Source organism: Curtobacterium sp. MCBA15_008 (assembly GCF_001865065.1).
Classification (GTDB): domain Bacteria; phylum Actinomycetota; class Actinomycetes; order Actinomycetales; family Microbacteriaceae; genus Curtobacterium.
Genome location: NZ_MJGN01000017.1, coordinates 14,808 through 40,717, shown reverse-complemented (window position 1 = coordinate 40,717; position 25,910 = coordinate 14,808). Strand labels below are relative to the sequence as shown.

The following is a 25,910-nucleotide window of genomic DNA, read 5'->3' as shown; positions in this document are numbered from 1 at the left end:
AGGGAGCAGGAATCGTCGAACGGCCTCGCGTCGCTCGACGATTCCTGCTCCCTCGATCACGTCCCCGGCTGGTCAGCGTCGGCCGGGAGGCACGACTCGCCTCGCCGACGCCCCTCACGGGAGCGCCGGGTACGGTCCACGGCATGCCGTCACGTCCCAGCACCCCGTCCGTCGAGCGCCGGTTCCGCGGCCGGATCGCGGGCGTCGGGACGACCTCCGGCGTGCGTCTCGTCGTCGGGATGTGGGAGCGCTCGCCGTTCGGGGCGTTCACCGACGTGTTCGTCGAGCTCCCCGACGGCTCGAGCGTGCTGCTCGCCCCGGACGAGATCGTCGCCGCCTACGTGTCCGGCACCTACCGGTTCGACACGGTCTCCGTCGTCGACGTCTCCGCCCGCCGCACGGCCGCCGGGATCGAGCTCTCCGCCGGGGCCCTGCAGGCGACGATCGACGTCGGCACGATCTCGCCGCTCGGCCGCGTGCTCCGGATCGTGCCGAAGTCGATCGCGCGCGACCCCCGCTGGCTCGCCGTCATCGACCCCGTCGCGCGGCTCGTGGCGCCAGGGTCGGGCACGGCGGGGTCCGCGGGCAACGGCCGCCGTGAGTACTACGGCGTGACCGGGGCGCACGACGTCACCGGTGTGCGCGGGACCTGGGCGGGGGAGTCCCTCGGTTCCCTGGCGCCGCTCGACCCACCCGTGGTGTTCGGCTTCGCGTCGATGCCGCGTGTCCCGCAGGTCGTCGACGTCGAGACCACGATCCGCGAACCCGCCTGAGACGCCGTTCCCTGCTCCGGCCCGCCGCCCGCCGCCCGCCGCCCGACGGCCCGCGCAGATCGGATGCACGTGCATCGGTCGACGAAGTACCCCGTGATCGACTCGTGGATCGTCGCTCGGTACGCACGCATCGGATACCCGTGCATGTTCCGACGAGCCAACTGTCGATCGACGCGTGGGGTGTCGCACCATGCACCCGCATGCGCGAGCCGGCGGTCCCTGCCCGGGGAGGGCGCGCCGTGGACGTGACCCGTTCGCGGTGCCGGCCCTGCGCGGCGGACCCTCGCCGCGCCTCCTGGCTGCTGATCACGGACCGCGGCGGACGTGCCCAGCGTCGAGGGGCAGACTGGCCGGAACGGACCGCGCCCCGGGGAGACCCGGCCGCACGTCGAGCACAACGGGGCGCACGACGCGAGAGGAGCACCATGACCGACACAGAGGCAGACCAGCGAGCAGCCATCTCGGACATCGTCCACGGAGCCCACACGGCCCTGCTGACGACCGTGAGCGAGGACGGGCACCTCCACGCCCGACCGCTCGCTGTGCAGGACAAGGCGTTCCACGGCACGCTCCGCTTCCTCGTGCAGGACGGCAGCGAGAAGGTCGAGGACATCGCCCGGAACCCGCACGTGAACGTCTCGATCGAGTCGCAGGGCGGCTACCTGTCCATCGCCGGCACGGCCACCGTCACGCAGGACGACTCCGTCATCGACGAGCTGTGGTCGCCGTTCGCCGAGGCGTGGTTCCCGGACGGCCGTGACGACCCTTCGATCCGCCTCCTCACCGTCGAGGGGGTCTCGGTCGAGTACTGGACGCAGGACACCGGGCCGGTCGGCAGTCTCGTGCAGACGCTCAAGGCCGCGCTCGGCAAGCAGAGCCAGCCGGACACCGGCGACCACGGGACCGTCGAGCTCTAGCGGACGCGGCGGGCACTCGCGCGCGCCGGGCGCTCGCGCGCGCGTCGAGGGCGCAGCAATCGTCGGGTTGCCGTGTGCGACCCGACGATTCCTGCTCCCTCGACGAGCGGGACGACCCCGCGCCGCGCGCTACGGCGGGCCGAGCAGCCACAGCACGGCGACGAGCACCGGCTGCCCGAGCACCGCGCAGGTCACCAGGGTCCACCGCATCCACGGCTTCGCCACGAGCTCCGGCGAACCGAACAGCGGCGCGAGCGGCATCAGGAGCCGCGGCGTCGACGCCATCGGCAGCGACACCGCGAAGATGTAGAGCGCGTACGACGCCGAGAACACCACGGTCGTGAACCCGAGCTTCCGGGTCGACTTCCGGAGGAGCCACACCGGGTACGACACGAGCAGGAACACCACGATGAGGACCCCGCCGACGCCGAGCCAGCGCGCCGCGATGAGGAACCACGGGGTGAGCGGCATGAAGTCGACCCGCCCGATGAAGTTCACCCACCACGACATCTCGGTCTCGAGGTACGCGTTCGGCAACCCCGTCACGTGCGACGCGATGACCGGCCAGGCGAACCCGGCCACGACCATCGTGAGGCCGGCGGCGACCACCCGCACGCGCTCGGCCACCGGGAACGCGTCGAGGGACCGCACCCCCTCGGTCCGTCGGGCACGGACGTACCGGACGAGCGCGATGACGCCGAGCACGAGCGGGATCGCCAGGGCTCCCGGCCGGGTGAACGCGGCGACGACGCCGAGGACCGTCAGCAGTCCGTACCGCCGCCGTTCGAGGGCCAGCAGCGCACCGAAGGTCAGCGCGAGGAACATGCTCTCCGCGTAGCCGACCTGCAGCAGGAACGACAGCGGACCGCACGTGAAGAAGAAGACCGCCCACATCGCAGCGGAGGACCCGGCCCGGTCGCGGACCAGCCGGTGCAACAGGTAGGTCGCGAGCAGTCCGGCCACGAGGGCGATCGCGGGCGCGCCGACGTCGAACGGCACCCCGGTGGACGCGGTGAGCATCCGGATCGTGAACGGGAACGCGGGCAGGAAGGCCCAGGCGTTCTGCGCGACGTTGCCCGTCGCGTCGAGCGGCAGCGTCGTCGGGTAACCGTGCACCGAGATCTGCTCGTAGTACTGGCCGTCCCACGCCGTCAGGAAGTTGAGGAAGCCGTGACCGTTGCCCCAGATCGCGTTCTCGGGCAGGGCGCGACCGATGAGCGGGAACGCCAGCGCCAGCCAGAACGTCGACACGATGCGCCCGCCGGTCCACACGAGCAGGACGGCGGCCCATGCGGGCAGGCTCGTCGCGAGGTCGAGGACCCTGCGACGGCCGCTGGCGATCGTCTCCGGGAGGGTCCCGTCCAGTCGACTCACCGCAGCACTCCGCGATGTTCGGGCAGGGCAGGGGGCACGCTGGCAGCGTAGTCGGGGCTGCCTGGTCGGAGCCTCACCGTCGCGGCGTGGTCGGGTGCCACGGCCTGGAGGCACGACTCGCGTTGTGCAGGACGGAACGGCTCCGGCGGGTGGACGGTTCACCGCCGCGTGCGCGCTTAGCCTGGAGGTCCCGTCCGGCGGGCGCTTCCGTGGACGCTTCTGCGGACGCTTCTGCGGACGCCGCAACCGCAACGACCCTCGAGGAGCACCGTGCCGAACAAGACCGCCATCGTGACCGACAACGCCCCGAAGCCCGCCGGCCCCTACAGCCAGGGCATCGTCGCGAACGGCTTCCTCTACACGGCCGGTTTCGGGCCGCAGGACCCGGCGACGGGTGCGATCGCCGACGACGTCGCGGGCCAGACCGCCCAGGTCCTGGCGAACATCGCGGCCGTGCTGGCCGAGCACGGCGCCACCCTCGACGACGTCGTGAAGTCGACCGTCCACCTCGAGCACTCCGACCGCGACTTCCCCGCCTTCAACGAGGAGTACGCGAAGCACTTCTCGCAGCCGTACCCGGTGCGTACGACCGTGCAGTCGCACCTCGCGAACATCCTCGTCGAGATCGACGTCGTCGCCGTGCTGCCCGCCGCCGCTTGATCGCGGCGGCTGGCTGAGTGAAGCCTCACCGACCCCCGGTGCCCCGGGACCCGCCTCGGCGGAGTCCGGCACCGGGGGTCGCGTGCGTCAGGGAGCCGTCGGCCAGCACGGGGACCCCGGCCACCAGGACGTTGTCGACGCCCTCCGCGAGCTGCATCGGGTGCTCGTAGGACGACCGCGCGGCGACCCGTGCGGGATCGACCACGACGAGGTCCGCGACCGCGCCCGGTCGGACGGTCCCGCGGTCGCCCAGCCGGTACCGCTCGACGCTCGTCGTGGACAGGTGCCGCACGGTCTCCGACCAGCCGAGCCGGCCGGTCGCGCCGTACTCCTGCAGGTAGCGCGCGAAGGTGCCGTACGCCCGGGGGTGCGGGTGGGTCCCGACGAAGATGCCGTCCGAGCCGGCCGTGTGCCCGGGCAACCGGAACAGGGGTGCGAGCTCGTCGGCCGTGCGCGGACGGGGGACCCGCATCACGACGGTGACCTGCAGCGCCGAGTCCACCAGGACGTCGAGCGCGAGGTCCACCGGGTCCGTCCCCGTGGCCGTCGCGGCCTCGTCGAGGGTGCGGCCCTGCAGCGCGTGGAACTCGGCGGCGGGCACGTGCGAGAGCGTGATCTGCTCCGCCCACCCGGTGCCGAGGTCTGCCCGGCCGAGGACCCGTTCGAGCACGGCGGCACGCACACGCCGTCGCCCCGGCTCGTCGGCCAGTGCCCGGGCGAGGTCGTCCGTGCCGGGGCGCGCCAGGTCGGCCGGCAGGAGCAGCATCGACAGGATCGTGCAGCCGCGCGAGTACGGGTAGGCGTCGAAGGACATCGGAGCGCCGGCGTCGGCGAGTTCGGCGAGGGCGGCGATCGCCAGCTCGACCGGGGCGTGCAGGTGCGAGACGTGCGCCCGGACCCCGGAAAGGCGCACGATCTCAGCGATCTCGTCCAACCCGGCCCGGGCGTTGCCCTCGTACCCGCCGCGCATGTGCGAGACGTAGAGCCCGTCGGCCGCGGCGACCTCCGTGCAGAGCGCCGCGAGCTCCGCGGTGTCGGCGTACAGCCCCGGCACGTAGTCGAGACCGGTGGCGAGGCCGACTGCTCCCTCGGACAGCCCCTGCCGGACCAACGCCCGCATGGCGTCGAGCTCCGCCGGGGTCGCCGGTCGGTCCTCGTCGCCGAGCACCTCGTGCCGCACGGTCCCCGCGGGCACCAGGGTCGCGACGTTCACCGGAGTCGCGCCGTCGTACGTGGCGAGCAGGGCATCGATCCCGCCGCCGCGGTGGCGGGGGTGCGGGCCGTCGATCGCGGCGAAGTACGTGTCGGCCCAGGAACCGTCGCCGGGAGCGGGCCCGACGCCGTCCTGCCCGGTGACGATCGTCGTGACGCCCTGCCGGAGGAGCGCGAGCTGCACGCCCTCGTCGAAGACGAGCGAGCCGGCGTGCGAGTGGCCGTCGACGAAGCCGGGCAGCACCAGGCGCTCGCCGCAGTCGATCGTCTCGATGTCGGACGGGGTGTCGAGGGCGGTCCCGACGGCGACGATCCGGCCGTCCGCGACGAGGACGTCCGCGCGCACGGGCTCGGTGCCCGGGGTGCTGCCCTGTCCGGAGCCACGTAGTTCCGAGCCCCCCAGTACCGAGCCGCCGCGCAGGAGCGTGGGCCGGGTCCGGCCGGTCACCGGGGGAGTCCGGCGACGAGCCGCTCGGCGCGGGTCCGGAGGGCGTCGAGGTCGCCGCTCGTCAGGGCGTCCCCGACCAGCGGTGATCCGAGCCCGACGGCGACCGCGCCGGCCGCGAGGTACTCGGCCGCGTCCTCGACGCCGATGCCACCGGTGGGGATCACGTCGACGAAGTCGAGCGGTGCGAGGACCTGCTTGAGGAACGCCGGTCCGCCGAGCTGCGCCGCCGGGAACACCTTGACCGCGCGGGCGCCGAGCTGCCAGGCGCGCACGATCTCGGTCGGCGTCGCAGCGCCGGGGTACCAGCCGAGGCCCCGTTCGTGGGCGCGCTCCCCGATGGCCGCGTCGAGGTGCGGACTGACGGCGAAGACCGCACCCGCGGCTGCTGCCTCGTCGAGCTGCCGTGGTTCGAGCACGGTGCCGACGCCGATCGACGCCGACGTGCCGTATTTCTCGGCCGCCCAGGCGATCCCCTCCCGCCAGCGCGGGGTGTTCGTGGTGATCTCGATCGCACGCACGCCGGTTTCGACCAGGGTGGCGATGACGTCCTCGACGTGGTCGCCGGTGCCGCCGCGGAGGATCGCGATCGCCGGCCCGGCGGCGTGCCGGTGCCGGACCGGGGCTGGCGTCACGGGGGTGTCGGTGCTGCTGGTGTTCGTCATGGGTTCGTTCCTCGTGCTCGGCGGACGTGGGTCGCGGTGCGGTCGCGCGTCAGCGGTCGACGCGGTCGTGGACGGCGTGGTCGACGTCCGCGGGGATGGTGGGGTCGTGCAGCGCGGCAGGGTCCGGACGCCGCCAGTCGCTCTCGACCGTGCAGGCGAGGGCCCCGGCATCGGCGGCACGGTCCAGCGCTTCGTCGGGCGACGCGCCGGTCAGGGTCGCCGCGAGCCACCCCGCGACGAAGGCGTCGCCCGCGCCGACCGGGTCGACGACGCGCACCGGGGTCGCCGGCCGCCGGAGGAAGCGTCCGTCGATCGACGCCACCGCTCCGCGCGACCCGAGCTTGACGACGGCGCGGCCCCGGCCGAGGGCTGCGAGCTCGTGCGCCAGTGTCTCGTCGTCGCCCTCGTCGTCGGTGAGTCCGAGCACGAGGCGTGCTTCGTCGTCGCCGGCGAACACCACCGACGAATGCGTCGCGGTGCTCCGGTACCGCTCCCGTGCGGTGTCGGCGTCGATGAGCTTCGGGCGGTGGTTGACGTCGAACGAGACCGGCACCCCGGCTCGGTCGGCCCGCTCGATCGCGGCGTCGACGGCGTCCCGCGCCGAGTCGGAGAGCGCGAGGGTGATGCCGGTGACGTGCAGGAGCGTCGCGCGCTCGACCACGCTGACGGGCAGGTCCTCGGCGCGGAGTGCGGACCCCGCCGAGCCCCGCCGGTGGTAGGTCACCCGCGTCCGTCCGTCGGTCAGACGCTCCTTCATCATGATGCCGGTGGAGTGGTCGGGGTCCGACACGGCGACGACGTCGACCCCCTCGCCCCGGACGTCCCGCGTCACACGGTCACCGGCGGGGTCGGTGCCGACGCGGCCGATCCACGTCGTCGGCACGCCCGCACGGACGAGCCCGATCGCGACGTTGCTCTCGGCCCCTCCGGTGTCGACGCGCATGTGCTCGAGGTCCGGGACGGCTCCGACGTCGCGCCCGGTGAGGAGCAGCATCGTCTCGCCGAACGTCAGGACCCCGCCGGTCACCGGGTGCCCTTCGACAGGGCGAGCTGGGCGGAGGACGACCCGAGTGCGACGGAGATCTCGAGCGCGGTCCGGACGACCCCGTCGCCGAGCTCGCGGACGGCCGCTGCCGGGAAGCGGGAGGCGAGTCCGGAGATGCTCATGGCCCCGACGACCTGGTTCGCGTGGTCGAGCACGGGAGCGGCGACGCAGCGGATGTCCGGCTCGTTCTCGCGGTCGTCGATGCCGTACCCGCGGCCGTGCGTCCGGTCGATCTCGGCACGCCACCGGTCGTCGTCGACGATCGAGTGCTCGGTCATCGCCGTCGCCGGTTCGGCCAGCACCCGGGCGAGCAGCTCCGGCTCGCCGAACGCCACCATCGCCTTGCCCGACGCGGTGTTGCGCATCGGCAGGCGGTTGCCGATCCGGGAGCCCATCCGGACGGTGCCGCGGGTCTCCACCTTGTCGACGTAGACGATGTCGGTGCCGTCCGGCACGACGAGGTGGCACGTGAGGCCGGTCTGCTCGGCGGTGCGGCGCAGGAACGGCGCGGCTGCGGACCGGAGGTCGATGCCCTCGAGGTAGCTCTGCCCGAGCAGCAGCGCACCGAGGCCGAGCGTGAAGCCCGCGTCGGCGGTGCGGCGGAGCAGGTCGTTCTCGAGCATCGGCGCCGTCAGTCGGAGCACGGTCGACTTCGAGGTGCCGAGCCCGTCGGCGAGCGTGGTGAGCGACACCGAGGACTCACCGTTCCGGGTGCGGTCGGCGATGCAGTCGAGCAGGCGGAGACCCCGGCGGAGGGAGAGCGCGGCGTTGCGCGCCGGGGCGTCGTCCTCGGCGGAGACGACCGGTGTCGTCGCACGCATCAGAACCACGTCGCGATCGTGTCGAGCACGCTGTCGTCGTCGTCGAGGACGACGACCTGCCGCCACTTGTCGAAGACCGTGCACGGGTGCGAGATGCCGAACACGACGACGTCGCCGGGCGTCAGCCCGGTCGGTCCGGCGGTGCCGTCGGCCCCGTTTGCCAGCGTGAGGTAGCAGTGCTGGTCGTCGAGGCGGGTGACGGTGACCGCCCCGGGCGGTGGGACGACCTGTGCGGCGTCAGCCGTGCCTCCTGGCCGGATCCCGCGAACCACCGGGAGCCCCTCGTCGAAGGAGATGTCGCGCTTGCCGACGGCGACGAGGGCGAGCCCCGGTTCCGGGCAGGACGTGACGCGGCCCCAGACCTCGATCGCGGGGACGAGTGCGCCCTCGTCGGGGTGGCGACCGAAGGGCGTGCGTTCGGCGTAGAAGCCGTCGTCGTGGGTGAGGTAGGCGCCGGAGCGGAGCAGGACGTCGAGGTCGTCCGGGCGCGCGGCGACCGCGTCGACGACGCCGTCGAACCAGGCGCTGCCTCCCATGCTGAGCAGGGCGCGCGGGCCGTCGACGAGCGGACGGACGGCGATCGCCACGTCGAGGACCCCCTCGACGTACGCGCGGGCCGCGTCCACTCCGGGCAGACCGCCCTCGTACCCGGAGACCCCGCGGAGCGAGAGCCCGTCGTCGTGGGCGGCCTGCGCGAGGTCGCGCGCGGCCGCAGCCGTGCGGACGCCGGTGCGGCCACCGGGGAAGCCGACCTCGACGAGCACGTGCAGGGCACCGTCGACCGCGTCCTGCGCCGCCCGTCCCGCCGCGACGCCGGCCGGTGAGTCGACGTAGCAGAGCACGTCGGCGTCGGGATCGACCGCCCGACGCGATGCGAGCCACGCGAGGCCCGTCGGGTCGAGGACCTCGTTCGCGACCAGGATCCGGTGGACCCCGTGCTCCCACGCGACCATCGCCTGCTGGACGGAAGCGACGGTGACGCCCCACGCGCCCGCGTCGACCTGGCGTGCGGCAAGGGCGGGCGCCATGTGCGTCTTCATGTGCGGCGCGAACAGCAGCCCGTGCCGGTCGACGTAGGACTGCATGACCGCGGTGTTGTTCGTCAGGGCGGACTCGCGCAGCGTCATCACCGGCAGGTACGCGTGGTCGAGGACGTGCCGCGTGGACGGCGCGGCCGGGTCCGGAGCGCCCTTCGCCGTGACCGTGCCGGGGACGGGTGTGGTCGTCATCGAGCCTCCTGGTGCGTCGTGTGCGGTCCAACGCTCCCCGAGCCGGGAGTGGCGGAGCAACGTCGTCGTCGTTCTCATTCTGCAATGCAGAAGTCGCGGGCGAGGGGGCGCTCGCCGGACAGTGCGCGCGTCGGCCGGGCATAGCATCGGACACGACATGGCGACGATGACGACGACACGACGACGGGGGAGCACGGCGGTGGCGGTGCTCGTCGCGGGCACCTTCTTCATGGAGCTCCTGGACGGCACGATCCTGGCGACCGCGGCCCCGGCGATGGGACGCGACCTCGGGGTCGACTCCGCGGCCGTCGGCGTCGCGATCACCGCCTACCTCGTGACGCTCGCGGTGTTCATCCCGGTCAGCGGCTGGCTCACCGACCGCATCGGCTCCCGCACGGTGTTCACCGGCGCGATCGCGCTGTTCACGATCGCCTCGGCGCTGTGCGCGCTCTCGACCGGGCTCGTCGACCTGACGCTCTGGCGCATCGTGCAGGGGCTCGGTGGGGCGCTCATGGTCCCCGTCGGCCGCCTGGTCGTGCTCCGGAGTGCCGGTCGCGAGCAGCTCGTCACCGCCATCGCGATCCTGACCTGGCCCGCCCTGGCGGCGCCGATCATCGCCCCGTTCGTCGGCGGCGTGCTCGTCGACACCCTGTCGTGGCACTGGATCTTCCTCATCAACATCCCGCTCGGGGTCATCGCGTTCGTCGCGGCCCTCGTGCTCGTCCCGCAGGAGCGGGCGGCCGAGCGCGTGCCGTTCGACTGGTTCGGCTCGCTGCTGGCGTGCTTCGGCCTCGGGTCGCTCGTCGTGATGGCGTCCCTGCTCGCCCTCGACACGGTGCCGGTGCTCGCGGTGGTGCTCTCCGGCGTGCTCGGCGCCGTGTGCTGCTGGCTCGCGGTGTGGCACTTCCGCCGCGCCCCGCACCCGATCATGGGGCTGGACTCGTTCCGGCTCGAGACCTTCCGGGTGTCCCACGCCGGCGGCAGCCTGTTCCGGCTGGCGGTGTCGGCGGTGCCGTTCGTCCTGCCCCTGCTGTTCCAGGACGCCTGGGGCTGGAGCGCCGTGCTCGCCGGCTCCGCCGTCCTCTGGGTCTTCGTCGGCAACCTCGGCATCAAGCCGATGACGACGCCGTTCCTCCGCTGGTTCGGGTACCGGCCGGTGATCGTCGTGTCGAGTGCGGTGGCGGCCCTCAGCGTCGTGGCGATGGTGTTCATGACCGAGGACACCCCGTTCTGGCTCCTCGCCGTGCTGCTCGTGGTGAGCGGCGCCGCGCGGTCGGTCGGCTTCACGGCGTACAACACCATCGCCTTCGCAGACGTCGAGCAAGCGGACATGACCCCGGCGAACACGCTGTCGTCCACGCTGCAGCAGACCGCGGCCGGGTTCGGCGTGGCGGTCGCCGCCGTCGTGATCCGAGCCGCCGCCGGGCTCGGCGGGACGGGGCCGTACGACGCCGCGTTCTGGGTCATCGCCGTCCTGCTGGTCGTGGCCTGTGTCGAGGGGCTCCTGATGAGTCGCACGGCGGGCGACACCGTGCGCCCGGCGCGGCGGGTCCGGGCCGCCTGACGCCCGCTCGCCGCCCGACTCCTCCTCGCAAGACGCAACCTCGGCGGATCCGCGCAGCGGTACGGCGCTGCGAGCTCTCGCCGACGTTGCGTTTTGCGGCCCGGCCCGGCCCGGCCGACCCGCACGGTCACACGCACGAAACCCGGCCCGCGCTACAGTCTCAGCAATCGTTTGCGATCGCCGAGTACGGTGACCGCGGCAGGGTGACCGGAAACACCCGGAACAGGAAGGCAGCATGGCCGCGCCACAGCAGCAGGGGACGATCGCAGCCGAGACGGCAGCGGAACCGACCGCGCTGCGTGTCGTCAGCTACAACCTCCGCGAGCACACCGCGAACGGCGAGCTCGCCGCCCTGGCCGAGGCCTCGGACGCCGACGTCATCTGCGTGCAGGAGTGCGACAGCAACGACCTCGCCCCGTCCGTCGCCGGGCTCTCCCTGGCGGCCTCCACCAAGGCGAACCGCCTCGGGCTCGCGATCTACAAGCGCGACGACCGGTTCGAGGTGCAGGACTTCAGCATCCACTCGCTGCAGAAGTCACTGCACGACCGGGTCCTGGCGCCCGCGCACGAGCGGCTGATCGCCATGCACCTGCGCGACACCGAGGCCGACGCCGAGGTCGTCGTCGCGTCTTTCCACGCCTCGCCGCTGACCGCCACGAACTCCCTGCGTCGCAAGCAGATCGAGGCCGCGCACCAGTTCCTCCGCGAGCTGGCGAAGGACGCCCCGGCGATCATGGTCGGCGACTTCAACTACCCGTGGTTCCAGACGAACCTCCGCCGGAAGATCGAGCAGCACGGCTTCGCCCTGTCGCTCTCCGACCAGCCGACGTACCTGCGGTACCGCAAGTTCACCGGACACTTCGACTTCGCCACGAGCGTGGGCCTGCACATCGCCGGCGTCGAGACGCTGCCGGCCGGCATCTCCGACCACCGGCCGATCCTCGTGCGCGCGCACTACGAGCACGACGGCGCGACCGGCACCGTCGCGACGGTCGAGTCCCCGGCCGCCTGACCCGCCGAGCGGGCGCAACGGCCGAGCGTGACGAACCGGGCTTGCTCGGGGAGCGCCCCGCGCCCGGCTGGCGACGCACTGGAGGCGCGGTGCCGGTCTCGTGGACCGGCACCGCGCCTCCAGGCGGTCGCGTCGACCACCGGGGCCGAGATCGCACTCCGGTGGCCGTTCACGAGACGGACCCGCGCCGGAGTGCGATCTCGAGCAGGCGAGCAGCCGGCGAGCGACCGGCGAGCGACCGGCGACCGGCGACCGCGCCGCGTCAGCGACGCAGGGTCGCGCGGGCCAGCCGGTTGCCGACGAACTGGCCGAGCTGCACGATGACGACGATCGCCGCCACCGACACGTACACGATCCACCAGTCGTAGCGCTGCGACCCGTAGGTGATCGCGTACTCGCCGAGGCCACCCCCACCGATGAGCGCACCCTGCGCCGTCATGTCGACGATGCCGATGTAGATGAAGGTGTAGCCGAGGATGAGCGGTCCGAGGCCCTCGGGGATGAGGACCGTCAGCAGGATCGACACCGGGTGCGCACCCGAGGCCCGCGCTGCCTCGACGACGCCCGGGTCGACCGCGAGCAGGTTCTGCTCCACGATCCGGGACACCGCGAACGCCGCCGCGAGCGAGATTGCGAACGTCACCGCCGGCACGCCGATCGTCGTCTGCACGACCACGCGGGACAGCGGTGCGATCGCGGCCAGGAAGATGACGAACGGGATCGGTCGGACCAGGTTCACGACCACGTTGAGGATCGTGTACGCCACCCGGTTGCCGAGCAGGTTGCCCGGTCGGGTGGCGTACAGCGCGAGGCCGAGCGCCAGGCCGATGATCCCGGCGATCACGAGGGAGACCAGCGACATCACGATGGTGTCGCGCACCGAGGCGAGGAAGACGTCGAACGTGTCGATCACGCTCTGGAACGAGTTGTTCACGCGGCGTCCTCCTCGTCGGTCGTGACACCTGCGGCGCGCAGGGCGGCGATCGCGGTGTCGATGGCTGCGGGTGTCGCGGCGCCGAGTTCGTAGGTGAGCGAACCGATCCGGCGCTCGCGGATCTCGCCGACCCCGCCGTACACGAGTTCGGCGGTGACCCCGGCCGCCCGGAAGGCGGCGTCGATCCGGTTCTGCAGCCCGGCCTCGTCGGTGATCTGCACCGTGACGAGGCGACCCGGGTGCCGTTCCCGCAGTCGCGCGAGCGTCTCGGGGGAGGGGCGGTCGTGCAGCGCGGTCCGGACGAAGCGCTGGGCGGCGTCCGTCTGCGGTGCGGAGAACACGTCGTAGACGTCCCCGACCTCGACGACGCGGCCCTGCTCCATCACGGCGACGCGGTCGGCGATCTGCCGGACGGCGTCCATCTCGTGGGTGATGACGATGATCGTGACGCCGAGCTCGCGGTTCACCCGGCGGAGCAGTCCGAGCACCTCGGAGGTGGTCTCCGGGTCGAGGGCGCTGGTCGCCTCGTCGGCGAGGAGCAGCTCGGGGTCGGCGGCGAGCGCACGGGCGATGCCGACGCGCTGCTTCTGCCCGCCGGAGAGCTGCTCCGGGTAGGCGTGGGCGCGTTCGAGCAGTCCGACGAAGTCGAGCAGTTCGGCGACGCGACGGTCGCGCTCGGCCTTGCCGACGCCGGCGACCTTGAGCGGGTACGCCACGTTGCCGGCGATGGTCCGGGACCGGAACAGGTTGAACTGCTGGAAGATCATGCCGATGTTGCGACGCGCCAGACGGCGGTCCCGCTCGGGGATCGCCGTCAGTTCCTTGCCGGCGACCGTGACCGAGCCGGAACTCGGCAGTTCCAGCGCGTTCACGAGACGCACCAGGGTGGACTTGCCGGCACCGGAGTACCCGATGACGCCGAGGACCTCTCCCTGGTGCACGTCCAGGGAGACGTCCTCGACGGCCACCACGTTCTCGCCGGTGTCGGCGCGGCGGTAGTGCTTCGAGACGCCGCGGAGTTCGACGAGGACAGCCACTACTGCTTGGCCGCCTTCGCGTCCTTCTCGACCGCTGCGAGCTCGGACTGCAGCTTCGAGGCGCTCTCGTCGCGGCTGACGGCCTCGGGCAGGTCCTTCTTGAAGGCCTTCTGCACCGAGTCGTCCTGGAACAGCTTCGCCAGAGCGAGGTAGGTCGCGTTGTCCTTGTCGGCCTTGCGGACCGCGAAGACGTTCACGTACGGGGCGGCGCTGGCGCTCGAGGGGTTGTCCTGGTAGATCGCGTCGGAGATCGGCAGGCCCGCGGCGGTCGCGTAGTTGTTGTTCACCACGGCGGCGGCGACGGAGCCCTGCTGCAGCGCGTTCGCGGTCTGCGAGGCGTTCAGCGGCTGGACGTCGACCTTCGACGACTCGATGTCCGTGGTGGTCGAGAAGGCCGAGCCGCCGTCACGCAGGGTGACGAGCTTCGCGGCCTGCAGGATGAGGAGCGCACGCGCCTGGTTGATCGAGTCGTCCGGGATCGCGACCTTGGCACCCTCGGGGAGCGCGGACGGCTTGTCGTACTTCGTCGCGTAGAGCGGCAGCGGGTAGACGGCGGTCGAGCCGATCGGCTGCAGGTCGTCGTCCGAGGTGACGTTGTAGTCGGCGAGGTACTGGATGTGCTGGAACTGGTTGAGGTCCAGCTGCTTGTCCTTGAGCGCCGGGTTCGGCAGCGAGTAGTCCGCGAAGTTCGTCAGCTTCACGGTGACGTCGAGCTTCGACTTCGCGAGCTTCGTGTAGGTGCTCCAGTACCCGAGGGACTTGTCGGCGACGCCGATCGTGACGGTCTTCGGGCTGCCCCCTGCGGCGCCGGCGCTGCCGTTGCCGTCGTCCCCGGAGCGGACGGCTCCGACGATCACGGCGACGACGATCGCGACGACGACCACCGCGGCGGCGATGATCCAGCCGATCGGACGCTTGCCCTTCGGCTTCTCGGGCAGTGCGGGTGCTGCGGTCATGGTGGTGCTCCTCGTGGGCCGTGCTGTGTGGGGGACCGCGGTGGCCGCGGCGTGCAGTCGAGTGTGACGGGCCGTCCGGCGCGGTGCGAGTTCCGTTCCGCTGTGTTACATCGCAACGGGCACGGCTACGGGCACGGGCACGGGCCCGGGCCCTGGCCCGTGCCCGTTGTCGGGCGCGCTTGGTTCACTCGGGGGGTGCGCAGCATCGAACTCCTCCTGGACCCCGCGTCGGACGCGGTCGTGCGGACGGCGTGGACCGCCCTCGTCGACGCCGACCTGCCGAGTCTCGGTCGGCACCCCTCACCGTCGAACGCTCCGCACGTGACCCTCGCCGCCGGCCCGGAGCTCCCCGTGCCGACCGGGTTCGCGGCACCGGTGCCCACCGATGTCCAGCTCGGCGGGCTGCTGCTGTTCCCCGCCGGCCCCGGACGGTCGGTGCTCGTGCGCGCGGTGGTCGTCGACGCCGCGCTCGCCGCCTTCCACGAGGCGGTGCACGCCGTGGCGCCCGGCGGCCTCGAGACGTCGTTGCCGGGTTCGTGGTCCCCGCACGTCACGCTCGCCCGGCGGGTGCGCGACGAGGACCTGCCCCGTGCCATCGCCGCGCTCCGGACGGCGCCGCTGCCTGACTCGCTCGGCGTCGCGGGCGTCCGGCACTGGGACGGCGAGACGCGGGCGATCACACCCGTCGGCTGAGCGCGCGAGGCGCGGACGGGGCCGTGGTCGGGACCGCGGGCCTGGAGGCGCGGGTCAGCTTCCGAGCACGCGCTCGCCGAACGCCGATGCGAACGTCCGGTCCGGGTCGGCCGCCGCCACCAGGGTGCGGAAGTCCGGCAGCCGCGGGTACAGCGCCTCGACGGCGTCGCGGTCGAGCGAGCTCATCTTGCCCCAGTGCGGGCGCCCACCGAACGGTGCGAGCCGTGCCTCGAGGTCGGGCAGCAGCGCGGCGACCTCGGCGGGGTGCTTCTGCCACGTGAAGGCGATGCAGAGCACGTCCTCGCCCTGCGTCGGGCTGAGCCAGAACCGGTCGGCGGCCATGGTGCGGAGTTCGCAGACGTGCAGGTGCGGCTGGATGCGCTCGGCCAGGCCCCGGACGGCCTCGAGCGCTGCGGCGGCGTGCCGGAGCGGGACGAAGTGCTCGCTCTGCACCTCGGACCCGTGGCTCGGCACCGACTCGATCGGGAAGTGCGGCAGCCGGTCCCACCACGGGCCGACGGACCCGTCGCGCGCGGTGTGGTGCTCGTCGCCGGGGGAGCCCGGCAGCCTGGGCGCGCCGACGAGGGAGTCCGGCACGGCCACGTCGTCGGCGCCGTCCGGCACGCGGGACTTCAACAGGACCTCGCCGATCTCGTCGCCGAACACCGTGTACGCGCACACCGAGTAGGCGGCTGCGTGGATCTCGGCGACGTGCGCGGTGAACGTGTCCCAGGGGATCGGGCCGTAGGAGTCCTGCCGCATCCGGTAGGTCGGCTCGACGTCGACGGTCACCCGGGTGACGATCCCGAGCAGACCGAGGTGCAGCACGGCGCCGTCGAACGACGGGTCCTGCCGGTCGATCGTGCGCGCGGTGCCGTCCGGCCCGAGCACCTCGAAGGAGCGCACGGCGGTGCTGAGCGAGCCGAGGGCTGTGCCGGAACCGTGCGTGCCGGTCGCGATCGCGCCGCCGAGGGAGATGTGCGGCAGCGACCCCTCGTTGTGCAGCGCGAACCCGGCGCGGTCGATCTCCGGCGCGACGATGCCGTACCGGGTGCCGGCGCCCATCGTGGCCGTGCGCTGCTCGGCGTCGACGTGCAGGTCGGTCGGGATCGCGGTGAGGTCGAGCAGGACTCCCGGCGCGTCGGCGGAGTCGTTGAACGAGTGCCGGGTACCGAGCCCGTGCACGCGGGGTTCGCGCGCGACGATCTCGGCCGCCTCGTCGATCGACGTCGGACGGAGGACCCGTTCGGCCGTGTAGGTGACCGTGCCGGACCAGTTCAGCTCGCTCGTCGTCGACCGCATGCCGCCCACGATGCCACGCGCCGCCGGGATCGCACCCCCGAACGCACATCGCGCCCCGTCGAGACGGGGCGCGATGTTCGTGGGTGGGTGCGATCGGTCAGTGCATCGCCGGCTTCGGCGCGCCCTCGGGCACGTCGGGCTTCCGGACGAGCGAGGACGTCGCGATGCCGAACAGGGAGATCACCGCACCGACCAGGAAGGCCGTCCGCACGCCGGAGGCGGTCGCCTCGGCGAGGCCGTCCGCACCCGAGCCGGCGGTCGCGGTGGCCGCGCCGATGGTCAGCAGCGTGACGAACAACGCCGTCCCCGCCGCACCGGCGAGCTGCTGGGCGGTGCCCAGGACGGCGCTGCCGTGCGAGTAGAGCTTCGGGGGCAGCCCGCCGAGCGCCGCGGTGAAGAGCGGCGTGAAGGTCAGGGCCAGACCGATGCTGAGGACGACGTGCGCGCCGAGCACGAACCACACGCTGGTGTCCACGCCGACGGTGGAGAGCGCCCAGAGCACGGCGCTGATGATGATCGAGCCCGGGATCAGCAGCACACGCGGCCCACGGCGGTCGTAGATCCGGCCGACGATCGGCGAGAGGAGCCCCATGATGAGGCCACCGGGCAGGAGCAGGAGCCCGACGTTCAGGACCTCGAGCCCGAGCACGCGCTCGAGGTAGATCGGCAGCAGGATCAGCGTGCCGAACATCGCCATGAAGCTGAGCCCCATCGCGACGATCGGGATCGTGAAGCCCTTCGTCTGGAACGTGCGGAGGTCGAGCAGCGCCCGGTCGGCGCGCTGGAGCCGCGTCTGCCGGACGATGAAGAGAGCGAGCGCGACGGCGCCGACGACGAGCGCGGTGATCGGCACGGCGGGACCCGTCGCGCCGGCTTCGCCGATGCTCGACAGGCCGTAGACGATCCCACCGAAGGCGAACGCCGACAGCACGACCGAGAACACGTCGAGCGGGGCCTTGCGCGGCGTCGACACGTTCCGCACCTTCACCATGCCGAGCACGAGGGCGGCGAGGGCGATGGGGAGGACGAAGCCGAACAGCCAGCGCCACGAGAACGCGTTGAGGATCAGGCCGGAGATCGTCGGGCCGATCGCCGGGGCGACGGAGATGACGATCGAGATGTTGCCCATCACGCGCCCGCGGTGCGCGGGCTCGACGAGGGTGAGCACGGTGGTCATCAGGAGCGGCATCATGATCGCCGTCCCGCTCGCCTGCACGATGCGGCCGAGCAGCAGCATCGTGAAGCCGGGAGCGAGCAGCGCGATCAGGGTGCCGGCGGAGAACAGGCTCATCGCCCAGACGAACACCGGACGCGTGTTGAAGCGCTGCAGCAGGAACCCGGTGATCGGGATGACCACCGCCATCGTGAGGAGGAAGCCGGTGGTGAGCCACTGCCCGGTCGCGGCACTGATGTCGAGGTCGTCCATCAGGCGCGGCAGGGCGACACCCATGATCGTCTCGTTGAGGATGACGACGAAGGCGGAGACGAGCAACAGCCCGATCACGAGCCGGGTCTCGCCGGGGGAGGGCTGCGAGACGCTCCCGGTGCGGGGTGCGGAATCGACGGCCTGGGTCATGCGGGGCTCCTGGTGGATCACGACTGGTGGAACGAGGGGGCGCAGGGCGCGCAGACAGGGCAACCGCCTGAGTGGATTCGATTATTCCGCTTCGGGCCGACATCCGCAGGTGAACGGTGGGTGCCGGGGCGTCAGTGCAGGATCGCGAACCCGTCGTCGTCGCCGTGCGGGACCACCGACCGGCACGCTACGTCGGTCACCGTCGCGGACGGGGGACCGGTGCGGATCCAGCTCATGAGCGCGTCGACCGCCGGAGCCGGTCCCTCCGCCTCGACCTCGACCGTCCCGTCGAACAGGTTCCGCGCGTAGCCCGCCAGGTCCAGCCCGTCGGCCTTCCGTGCGGTCCAGTACCGGAACCCGACCCCTTGGACCGTCCCCGACACCACGGCGTGCATCCTCGTCACCGTCGTCATGTCGCTCAATGTAGGCGCGCGGTCCGACCGGGAGTTTTCGGCGCTGTTTCGGTCTCGTGAAACCCGGTGATAGTGTCATCCCAACCCGAACACTTCGAGTCACCATGACACTATCTCCTGAACCCCACGAGCCAGCCATCCGCGTCGCGGTCTCGACCGTGATCGTGGCGCTGCGCCCGCACCCCGACACCGGCGCGCCGGCGCTCTGGATGCCGCTCGTGCGCCGCGTCGCGGAGCCGTACGAGGGGTCGTGGGCGCTGCCGGGCGGGTGGGTCCGCCCCGACGAGGGGCTCGAGGACTCCGCCGCCGCACGCCTCCGCGAGACGACGAACGTGCAGCCGCGATACCTCGAGCAGCTCTACGCCTTCGGTGACGTCGACCGTTCCCCGAGCCGCGTCGTCTCGATCGTCTACTGGGCCCTGGTGCACCCGGATGAGGCATCGTCGGTGCCGGACGACTGGAACGTCCGGTGGTTCCTCGCCGACGAGCACCCGCCGCTCGCCTTCGACCACGACCGCATCGTGGACTACGCGCTCTGGCGGCTGCGCAACAAGATGTCGTACTCCCGGATCGCGCAGGCGTTCCTGGGGGACCGGTTCACCCTCGCCGAACTCCGCGGGGTGTACGAGGCGGTGCTCGGGCGTGCGCTCGACCCCGCGAACTTCCGTCGGCAGGTCGAGAAGACCGACGCGATCCTGCCGACCGACGAGACCACGAGCGGCGGGCGGCACCGACCGGCCCGGCTCTACCGCTCGAACCCTGACCTGGCCTACGCGGACAACGGCCCGCTGCAGACCGGCACCCCCCAGCAGCGGAACCGATAGGAAAACCGTGTCCATCGCCACCACGATCGAACTGATCTCCAACGGCCAGGCGGCCGGCAGCACCTGCACGCCGGACCTCGCCGCTCCGACCTGGGACTTCGACTCCAGACCCGGCTACGGCCCCGGCTCGTCGATGTCCGACGTCATCCCGACCTCGGCACCGCGCCAGGGCGTCCTGCCGGACGAGTACAAGCACGCCCCGGTCGACGAGCTCCACGAGCGCATCGAGCGCGCGAAGGCCACCCTCGGCGACCGCGTCGTCGTGCTCGGGCACTTCTACCAGCGCGACGAGGTGGTCCGGCACGCCGACTTCCTCGGCGACTCGTTCCAGCTCGCCAACGCCGCGCTGACGAAGCCCGACGCCGAGGCGATCGTCTTCTGCGGCGTGCACTTCATGGCGGAGACGGCGGACATCCTGGCCCGGGACGACCAGCGCGTGATCCTGCCGAACCTCGCCGCGGGCTGCTCGATGGCCGACATGGCCGACATCGACAGCGTCGAGGCGGCGTGGGCCGAGCTCACCGCCCTCTACGGCACGGAGCCCGACGCTGACGGCCGCGTGCCGGTCATCCCCGTCACGTACATGAACTCGGCGGCGGACCTCAAGGCGTTCTGCGGCCGGAACGGCGGGATCGTCTGCACCTCGTCGAACGCCGCGACCGTCCTCGAGTGGGCGTTCGAGCGCGGGCAGCGCGTGCTGTTCTTCCCGGACCAGCACCTCGGCCGCAACACCGCCAAGGCCATGGGCATCAGCACCGACCTCATGCCGATGTGGAACCCGCGGCTCGCCGGCGGCGGCAACGAGGCGAGCGACCTCGAAGCGGCGAAGGTCATCCTGTGGCACGGCTTCTGCTCGGTGCACCGCCGCTTCACGGTGGACCAGATCGACCAGGCGCGTCGCGAGCACCCCGGCGTGCAGGTTATCGTGCACCCCGAGTGCCCGATGGCGGTCGTCGACGCCGCCGACCACGCCGGCAGCACCGACCTCATCCGGAAGACCGTGGCCGCGGCGACCGAGCCCACCACGTTCGCGATCGGCACCGAGATCAACATGGTGAACCGGCTCGCGGCCGAGTACCCGCAGCACACGATCTTCTGCCTCGACCCCGTGGTGTGCCCCTGCTCGACGATGTACCGGATCCACCCGGGCTACCTCGCGTGGGTGCTCGAGGCACTCGTCGACGGCGAGGTCCTCAACGAGATCGTCGTCCCCGCCGACGTGCAGGCCGACGCCAAGGTCGCCCTCGAGCGCATGCTCGCCGCCAAGCCGCGTCCGCTGGCCGGCCAGATCGACCCGAGCGTGCAGGCCGACCCGAGCGCACACGCCGACCAGAACCAGCATGCCGACCCGAGCGCGCAGCCCGCCCCGACCGCGCCCGCGGCCCGCTGACCGACAGGACCGCACCGTGCACGTCGTCATCGTCGGCTCCGGCATCGCCGGACTGACCGCAGCGATCCGCGCGAGCGCCCGCCACGACGTCACCCTGGTGACGAAGGGCGCGCTCGCCGACAGCGCGACCGCGTACGCCCAGGGCGGCGTCGCGGTCGCGCTCGGCGCGGACGACTCGTCGTCGCTCCACCAGGCAGACACGCACGTCGCGGCCGCGGGCAGCGCCGACGCCCGAGCCGTCGAGGTGCTGTGCACCGACGGACCGGCCCGGGTGCGCGACCTGCTCTCGCTCGGGGTGCCCTTCGACCGCACGGCGGACCCCTCGAGCCTCGACCGGTACGGCGACGACCTCGCCCGCGGTCGTGAGGCCGCCCACGGACGCTGGCGGGTCGTGCACGCGGACGGCGACGCGACCGGAGCCGCGATCGAGCGCACCCTCGTCGACGCGCTGCACCGCCGGCACGTCACCATCCTCGAGCGCACCTGCCTCACCGACCTCGTCGTCCGCGACGGAGCGGTCGTCGGGGTCGACGTCCTCGACCTGCTCGGTGAACCCCGGCGCATCGACGCGGACGCAGTCGTGCTCGCCTCCGGCGGCGCCGGCCACCTCTACCGCGAGACCACCAACCCGCTCGTCGCGACGGGCGACGGGGCCGCCGCGGCCTGGCGTGCCGGTGCCGTCCTCGCGGACCTCGAGTTCGTCCAGTTCCACCCGACACGCCTCGCCGTGCCGGACGGCGGACTGGTCTCCGAAGCCGTCCGCGGCGAGGGCGCGGTCCTCCGCGACGCCCACGGACGCCGCTTCATGACCGCGGTGCACCCGGACGCCGAGCTCGCCCCGCGCGACGTCGTCGCCCGGGGCATCGCGAGCGCGGTGCGCGACCAGGGCGGGGAACCCGTCCTCCTCGACGCGACCGGCCTCGACCCCGCGTTCCTCGTCCGACGCTTCCCCGGCCTCACCCGCGCCACCCGAGCGGCCGGCTTCGACTGGACCCGCGAGGGCGTCCCGGTCGCACCCGCAGCCCACTACTCGATGGGCGGTGTCGCCACCGACGCCGAGGGCCGCACCAGCCTGCCGGGCCTCCTCGCGATCGGCGAGGTCGCCTGCACCGGCGTGCACGGCGCCAACCGCCTCGCCTCCAACTCGCTCCTCGAGGGACTCGTCTTCGCGGTCCGCGCCGCCGACGCCCTGGACGCACCGCGTCCCGACCGGCTGCGCCTGCGGGGCGACGCAGGCCTCCACCCGACCACCGTGACCGATGCGGCGGACGTGATCCGCGCCTCCCGTCCGACACCGTCTGGAGGCGCGGCTCACCGCACCGACGTCGTCGACGTCCGACAGGCGGTCCAGTCCGTCATGACGGACCGTGTCGGGCTGCTGCGCGACGCGACCGGACTCGCGAGCGCCCGCTGCGACCTCGCCGCCCTGACGCTGCCGGAGCCGACCGGGGTGCGCGACCACGAGGACCGCGCCCTCCTCGACCTCGCCCGGATCACGGCGCTCGCCGCCGAGACCCGCACCGAGTCCCGTGGCGCGCACGCCCGCACCGACCACCCCGACACCGACCCGTCCGCTCCCGCGTCGTACGCGTGGGTCGCACAGCACGCACCCGTCCCGCAGGAGGTACCCGCATGACCGTCACCGCAGCCCCGACCGAGACCGCCCCGACCGACCCCGGCACCATCGCCCCGCACGCCCTGCGCCGCGTGATCGAGACCGCGCTGGAAGAGGACGCGCCGTGGGGCGACGTCACCAGCGAGACGCTCATCCCGGCCGACGCCGTGGCCACCGCCACCCTCGGCGCCCGTGAGCCCGGCGTGCTGAGCGGCGGCGGGGTCTTCGCCGCGGTGGTGCACGCGGTCGACCCCTCCGTCGACGTCGTCCTGCACGTCCCCGACGGGTCCTCGTTCGCGGCGGGCACGCTGCTGGCGACGGTGACGGGCAACGCCCGCTCGGTGCTCCGTGCCGAGCGGGTCGCGCTCAACCTCGTGCAGCGCATGTCCGGCATCGCGACCGCGACCGCCACCTACGTCGCGGCCGTCGAAGGCACGCGTGCGCGCATCGTCGACACCCGCAAGACGACGCCGGGGCTGCGCGCGCTCGAGCGGTACGCCGTCCGGTGCGGCGGCGGACACAACCACCGCACGTCCCTGTCCGACGCCGTGCTCGCGAAGGACAACCACCTGGCCGTGCTGCTCGCCGGCGGGATCGGGATCGGCGACGCGATCGCGGGCGCACGGCACCGACTCGGGCACACCGTGCACGTCGAGGTCGAGGTGGACCGCATCGACCAGATCGAGCCCGTCGTCGCAGCCGGGGTCGACACGATCATGCTCGACAACTTCACCCCGGAGATGCTCGAGACGGGCGTCGGGATCGTCGCCGGGCGCGCGCTCGTCGAGGCCTCCGGCGGGGTCTCGCTCGACACCGTCGCCGCGATCGCCGCCACCGGCGTCGACGTCATCTCGGTCGGTGCGCTGACGCACTCGGCGCGGGCACTCGACCTCGGGCTCGACGTGTCCGTGGTGGCGCCCGCCGGGTCCTGACCGTGTTCTACCTCGACCGCGCCGCCACGACCCCCGTCCGCCGCGAGGTCCTCGAGGCGATGTGGCCGTACCTGACCGGCACCTTCGGCAACCCCTCGTCGACGCACGGGGTCGGCGACGCCGCGGCCCGGGGGCTCACCGACGCCCGAGCCTCCGTCGCCCGGGTGCTCGGGTGCCGACCTGGCGAGGTCGTCTTCACCACCGGCGGCACCGAGGGCGCCAACACGGCCGTCAAGGGCATCGCGCTCGCCGCAACCCGGGGACGGCATGTCGTCACCAGCGCGATCGAGCACGAAGCCGTGCTGGAGAGCTGCCGGTACCTCGAACGGTTCCACGGCTTCGACGTCACGGTGCTGCCGGTCGACGCCGACGGCCGCGTCGACCCGACGGTGCTCCGCGCGGCGCTGCGGCCGGACACCACGCTCGTCTCGATCGCGCACGCCGACAACGAGATCGGCACCGTGCAGGACGTCCCGGCGCTCGCCGCGGTCGCGCACGAGGTCGGTGCGCGCTTCCACACCGACGCCGTGCAGTCCGCACCCTGGCTGCCGGTCGGCCTCGACGTGCTCGGCGTCGACGCGGTGTCGCTGTCGGGACACAAGCTCGGCGCCCCGAAGGGCACCGGGGTGCTCGCGGTCCGCGCGGGGGTGCAGCTCGAACCGCTGCTGCACGGTGGGGGACAGGAGCGGGGTCGACGTTCGGGTACCGAGGACGTCGCGGGAGCCGTGGCGGTCGCGACGGCGATGACACTGGCGGACGCCGGTCGGGCCGCCGCCGCGTCGACCGCGACCCGCACCCGTGATGCCCTGATCGACGGGGTGCTCAGCGCCGTCCCCGGCGCGTTCGTCACCGGGTCGAGGACCTCGCGCCTGCCCGGGCACGCGTCGTTCTGCTTCCCCGGTGTCAACGGCGAGACGGTGCTGCTCGAGCTGGAGCAGCGGGACGTCGTGTCCTCGTCGGGGAGCGCCTGTGCCGCCGGCAGCACCGAGGCGTCGCACGTCCTCACCGCGCTCGGGCTACCGGAGGACGTCGCCCGGACGGCCGTCCGCCTGACCTTCGACGCGGGTCTCACCGACGAGGACGTCCCCGTCGTCGTGCGGGCCGTGGCGGACGCCGTCGGGGCCGTCCGCGCGCTCGCCTGAGCAGCGGTCCACCGCTCGCAAGGGTGTACTAGACGTTCTACTCCATGAGTGGGGACGTGTCCCCCCTTTTGCGGACCGGAGAAGTGCGCCAGAGTGTTCACATGGCAAACGCGATGACGACTCGGGTCCGGCAGGAGGACCGCTTCCGGGCGGTCCAGCTCCTCCCGGCACCCGCGACCGTCGTCGCGCTCGTCCTGGCCGCACAGCACGACCTCGGCACCGCCCCGCTCGGGCTGATCGCCGTCGTCGGGGCCCTGGCGACCATCGGGAGTGCCCTGCTCCCCATGGTCCGACCCGCGGCGGCTCGACGGTCGATGCCCGCACCGACCGAGACAGACCGGTACCGAGAGGACACCGAACACCCTTGAGGACCAGCACCGACGGGACCGTCCCCTGCGGACCCGACGGTGCGACGACCGGACGCGACCCCCTGATCTGCGTCCGGCGCGGGGCACGACACCCCTGATTCGTCGTGTCCCGCAGCACTTGTGACCCGTCGTGGGCGCGAGCGTTGCTGCCCCTGCGCGACGCCCTGTCCCCCTCAGCCCACGACGGGTCCGGTGCACCGGGCCGTCGCCGTGCCCGCTGCGTTACGGTGTGGCGGTGCCCTCGTACCGCGTGACCCTCGCCGTCGGCGCACTCGCCGCGGGGACCAGCCCCGACGCCGTCCTGCCCGAGGCGGCCCGACTCGTCGCCGAGCTCACCGTGGTCGAGGCGAAGGACGTGCAGCTGCTCCGCGGTGTGCCCTGTGCCGTGGTCCGGTACGAGGCGCCGTCGGACGATGTCGCCGAGGCGGTCGCCGAGCACGCCGTCGACGGACTGACCGGTGTGGTCGAGGTCCGCTCCGCCGTCGTCACCCGTCGCGACGGGCCGCGGTGGACGCGCGTCCGCTGACCGGCCAGACGTAGTCGAGGTCGTCGGGCACGTCCGGGAACAGCGGTCGGTAGTGCTCCGGGGCCTTCTGCACGAGCTTCGACCGGTGCGAGCGGTGCACCGCCGGGTCCTCGTTCCAGGCCGGCACGACGTAGTCGCCGCGCTCGTAGGCCTCGAGGTCCTCCTGCACGAGCGCCAGGTCCGCCAGGGTCTTCTCGAGGCACGTGTCCGCGTGGCCGCGCTCCGCCCACACCCGGCACGTGGCGTCCTGGTAGGCCATCAGCGCGGGCCGGTAGCCGCGCCACATCGCCACCACCGGGTGGTGCTGCCACCCGTAGTCCGGCAGGGTCAGCGCCCGCATCACCTGCAGCGTCTCGACCCGCTGCTTGCCGAGTCGCCGGTCGTCGAGCACCTCGGCCGAGGCGCGGAAGTCCGGGTACGGCAGGAACGTCTGCATGCCGCGGACGGTACGCGGGAGCGCTGGCACCCGACACATGTCGTCACAC

At 72.7% G+C, this 25,910-nt stretch carries 26 protein-coding genes; 13 read left to right on the top strand and 13 right to left on the bottom strand.

The features are described from left to right. Positions 1–143 precede the first annotated feature (143 nt). A complete protein-coding gene (locus BIU96_RS09315) occupies positions 144–773 on the top strand; it encodes a hypothetical protein (RefSeq protein ID WP_071292328.1) in 630 nt (209 codons plus the stop codon). A 425-nt stretch (positions 774–1,198) separates the two neighbouring features. Beyond that, the gene (locus tag BIU96_RS09310) at positions 1,199–1,690 is read left to right on the top strand and encodes a pyridoxamine 5'-phosphate oxidase family protein (RefSeq protein ID WP_071292327.1); all 492 of its coding nucleotides are present in this window, start codon (positions 1,199–1,201) and stop codon (positions 1,688–1,690) included. A gap of 129 nt (positions 1,691–1,819) precedes the next feature. Here BIU96_RS09310 and BIU96_RS09305 read toward each other — a convergent pair whose 3' ends face one another. After that, positions 1,820–3,064: a hypothetical protein gene (locus tag BIU96_RS09305; protein WP_083402786.1), complete on the bottom strand. Its 1,245-nt coding sequence runs from the start codon at positions 3,062–3,064 to the stop codon at positions 1,820–1,822. Between the two features lie 270 nt (positions 3,065–3,334). On the opposite strand from BIU96_RS09305, the gene BIU96_RS09300 reads away from it, so the two are divergent. Further along, a complete protein-coding gene (locus BIU96_RS09300; protein WP_071292326.1) occupies positions 3,335–3,724 on the top strand; it encodes a RidA family protein in 390 nt (129 codons plus the stop codon). 25 nt (positions 3,725–3,749) lie between these two features. On the opposite strand, the gene BIU96_RS09295 is transcribed toward BIU96_RS09300, so the two are convergent. The 5 genes from BIU96_RS09295 to BIU96_RS09275 all read right to left on the bottom strand — a co-directional run bounded on the left by BIU96_RS09295 (position 3,750) and on the right by BIU96_RS09275 (position 9,141). Next, positions 3,750–5,282, bottom strand: a complete 1,533-nt coding sequence (locus BIU96_RS09295) for an amidohydrolase family protein (RefSeq protein WP_175477499.1) — start codon at positions 5,280–5,282, stop codon at positions 3,750–3,752. A gap of 98 nt (positions 5,283–5,380) precedes the next feature. After that, positions 5,381–6,046: a bifunctional 4-hydroxy-2-oxoglutarate aldolase/2-dehydro-3-deoxy-phosphogluconate aldolase gene (locus BIU96_RS09290; protein WP_071292325.1), complete on the bottom strand. Its 666-nt coding sequence runs from the start codon at positions 6,044–6,046 to the stop codon at positions 5,381–5,383. Positions 6,047–6,095: 49 nt separating this feature from the next. After that, positions 6,096–7,073, bottom strand: coding sequence for a sugar kinase (locus BIU96_RS09285; RefSeq protein ID WP_139199945.1), 978 nt, complete (start codon positions 7,071–7,073; stop codon positions 6,096–6,098). After that, positions 7,070–7,912, bottom strand: a complete 843-nt coding sequence (locus BIU96_RS09280; protein WP_071292324.1) for an IclR family transcriptional regulator — start codon at positions 7,910–7,912, stop codon at positions 7,070–7,072. The genes BIU96_RS09285 and BIU96_RS09280 overlap by 4 nt, the downstream gene beginning before the upstream one ends. Next, complete coding sequence (locus tag BIU96_RS09275) at positions 7,912–9,141, bottom strand: alanine racemase (RefSeq protein WP_071292323.1); 1,230 nt, start codon at positions 9,139–9,141, stop codon at positions 7,912–7,914. The genes BIU96_RS09280 and BIU96_RS09275 overlap by 1 nt, the downstream gene beginning before the upstream one ends. 157 nt (positions 9,142–9,298) lie before the next feature. Between BIU96_RS09275 and BIU96_RS09270 the strand changes: the two genes are divergently transcribed. Next, positions 9,299–10,705: an MFS transporter gene (locus tag BIU96_RS09270; RefSeq protein WP_217642251.1), complete on the top strand. Its 1,407-nt coding sequence runs from the start codon at positions 9,299–9,301 to the stop codon at positions 10,703–10,705. Positions 10,706–10,940: 235 nt separating this feature from the next. Further along, entirely contained in the window at positions 10,941–11,717 is a 777-nt protein-coding gene (locus BIU96_RS09265; protein WP_083402783.1) for an endonuclease/exonuclease/phosphatase family protein, read from the top strand. Positions 11,718–11,979: 262 nt separating this feature from the next. Here the strand turns inward: BIU96_RS09265 and BIU96_RS09260 are convergent, their stop codons facing one another. Genes BIU96_RS09260 through BIU96_RS09250 form a run of 3 tightly spaced genes read right to left on the bottom strand, consistent with a single transcriptional unit; the run spans position 11,980 to position 14,644 of the window. Next, positions 11,980–12,651 (bottom strand): methionine ABC transporter permease, encoded by a 672-nt coding sequence (locus BIU96_RS09260; protein ID WP_071292322.1) that lies wholly within the window; start codon positions 12,649–12,651, stop codon positions 11,980–11,982. Next, entirely contained in the window at positions 12,648–13,688 is a 1,041-nt protein-coding gene (locus tag BIU96_RS09255; protein WP_071292321.1) for a methionine ABC transporter ATP-binding protein, read from the bottom strand. The genes BIU96_RS09260 and BIU96_RS09255 overlap by 4 nt, the downstream gene beginning before the upstream one ends. Continuing rightward, positions 13,688–14,644 (bottom strand): MetQ/NlpA family ABC transporter substrate-binding protein, encoded by a 957-nt coding sequence (locus BIU96_RS09250; protein WP_071292320.1) that lies wholly within the window; start codon positions 14,642–14,644, stop codon positions 13,688–13,690. The genes BIU96_RS09255 and BIU96_RS09250 overlap by 1 nt, the downstream gene beginning before the upstream one ends. A gap of 195 nt (positions 14,645–14,839) precedes the next feature. Between BIU96_RS09250 and BIU96_RS09245 the strand changes: the two genes are divergently transcribed. After that, a complete protein-coding gene (locus BIU96_RS09245; protein ID WP_254786060.1) occupies positions 14,840–15,337 on the top strand; it encodes a 2'-5' RNA ligase family protein in 498 nt (165 codons plus the stop codon). A gap of 54 nt (positions 15,338–15,391) precedes the next feature. Here BIU96_RS09245 and BIU96_RS09240 read toward each other — a convergent pair whose 3' ends face one another. The 3 genes from BIU96_RS09240 to BIU96_RS09230 form a co-directional block, all read right to left on the bottom strand. Then, positions 15,392–16,639, bottom strand: a complete 1,248-nt coding sequence (locus tag BIU96_RS09240; RefSeq protein ID WP_071292318.1) for a D-arabinono-1,4-lactone oxidase — start codon at positions 16,637–16,639, stop codon at positions 15,392–15,394. A gap of 97 nt (positions 16,640–16,736) precedes the next feature. Beyond that, positions 16,737–18,215: an MDR family MFS transporter gene (locus BIU96_RS09235; RefSeq protein WP_071292317.1), complete on the bottom strand. Its 1,479-nt coding sequence runs from the start codon at positions 18,213–18,215 to the stop codon at positions 16,737–16,739. Between the two features lie 131 nt (positions 18,216–18,346). Beyond that, positions 18,347–18,628: an acylphosphatase gene (locus BIU96_RS09230; RefSeq protein ID WP_175477498.1), complete on the bottom strand. Its 282-nt coding sequence runs from the start codon at positions 18,626–18,628 to the stop codon at positions 18,347–18,349. Between the two features lie 104 nt (positions 18,629–18,732). Between BIU96_RS09230 and BIU96_RS09225 the strand changes: the two genes are divergently transcribed. From BIU96_RS09225 to BIU96_RS09195, 7 genes are all read left to right on the top strand, one after another. Then, positions 18,733–19,452, top strand: a complete 720-nt coding sequence (locus BIU96_RS09225; RefSeq protein ID WP_071292316.1) for an NUDIX domain-containing protein — start codon at positions 18,733–18,735, stop codon at positions 19,450–19,452. Positions 19,453–19,459: 7 nt separating this feature from the next. Then, positions 19,460–20,842: a quinolinate synthase NadA gene (gene nadA, locus BIU96_RS09220; protein WP_254786058.1), complete on the top strand. Its 1,383-nt coding sequence runs from the start codon at positions 19,460–19,462 to the stop codon at positions 20,840–20,842. A gap of 16 nt (positions 20,843–20,858) precedes the next feature. Beyond that, complete coding sequence (gene nadB / locus BIU96_RS09215) at positions 20,859–22,478, top strand: L-aspartate oxidase (protein ID WP_071292369.1); 1,620 nt, start codon at positions 20,859–20,861, stop codon at positions 22,476–22,478. Next, positions 22,475–23,389: a carboxylating nicotinate-nucleotide diphosphorylase gene (gene nadC / locus BIU96_RS09210; protein ID WP_083402782.1), complete on the top strand. Its 915-nt coding sequence runs from the start codon at positions 22,475–22,477 to the stop codon at positions 23,387–23,389. The genes nadB and nadC overlap by 4 nt, the downstream gene beginning before the upstream one ends. 2 nt (positions 23,390–23,391) lie before the next feature. Next, entirely contained in the window at positions 23,392–24,531 is a 1,140-nt protein-coding gene (locus BIU96_RS09205) for a cysteine desulfurase family protein (protein WP_071292315.1), read from the top strand. Between the two features lie 101 nt (positions 24,532–24,632). Then, a complete protein-coding gene (locus BIU96_RS09200; RefSeq protein WP_139199943.1) occupies positions 24,633–24,899 on the top strand; it encodes a hypothetical protein in 267 nt (88 codons plus the stop codon). 235 nt (positions 24,900–25,134) lie between these two features. Continuing rightward, positions 25,135–25,425, top strand: coding sequence for a hypothetical protein (locus tag BIU96_RS09195; protein ID WP_071292367.1), 291 nt, complete (start codon positions 25,135–25,137; stop codon positions 25,423–25,425). Here BIU96_RS09195 and BIU96_RS09190 read toward each other — a convergent pair. Continuing rightward, complete coding sequence (locus tag BIU96_RS09190; protein WP_071292313.1) at positions 25,385–25,861, bottom strand: MSMEG_6728 family protein; 477 nt, start codon at positions 25,859–25,861, stop codon at positions 25,385–25,387. The genes BIU96_RS09195 and BIU96_RS09190 overlap by 41 nt on opposite strands. Positions 25,862–25,910 lie beyond the last annotated feature (49 nt).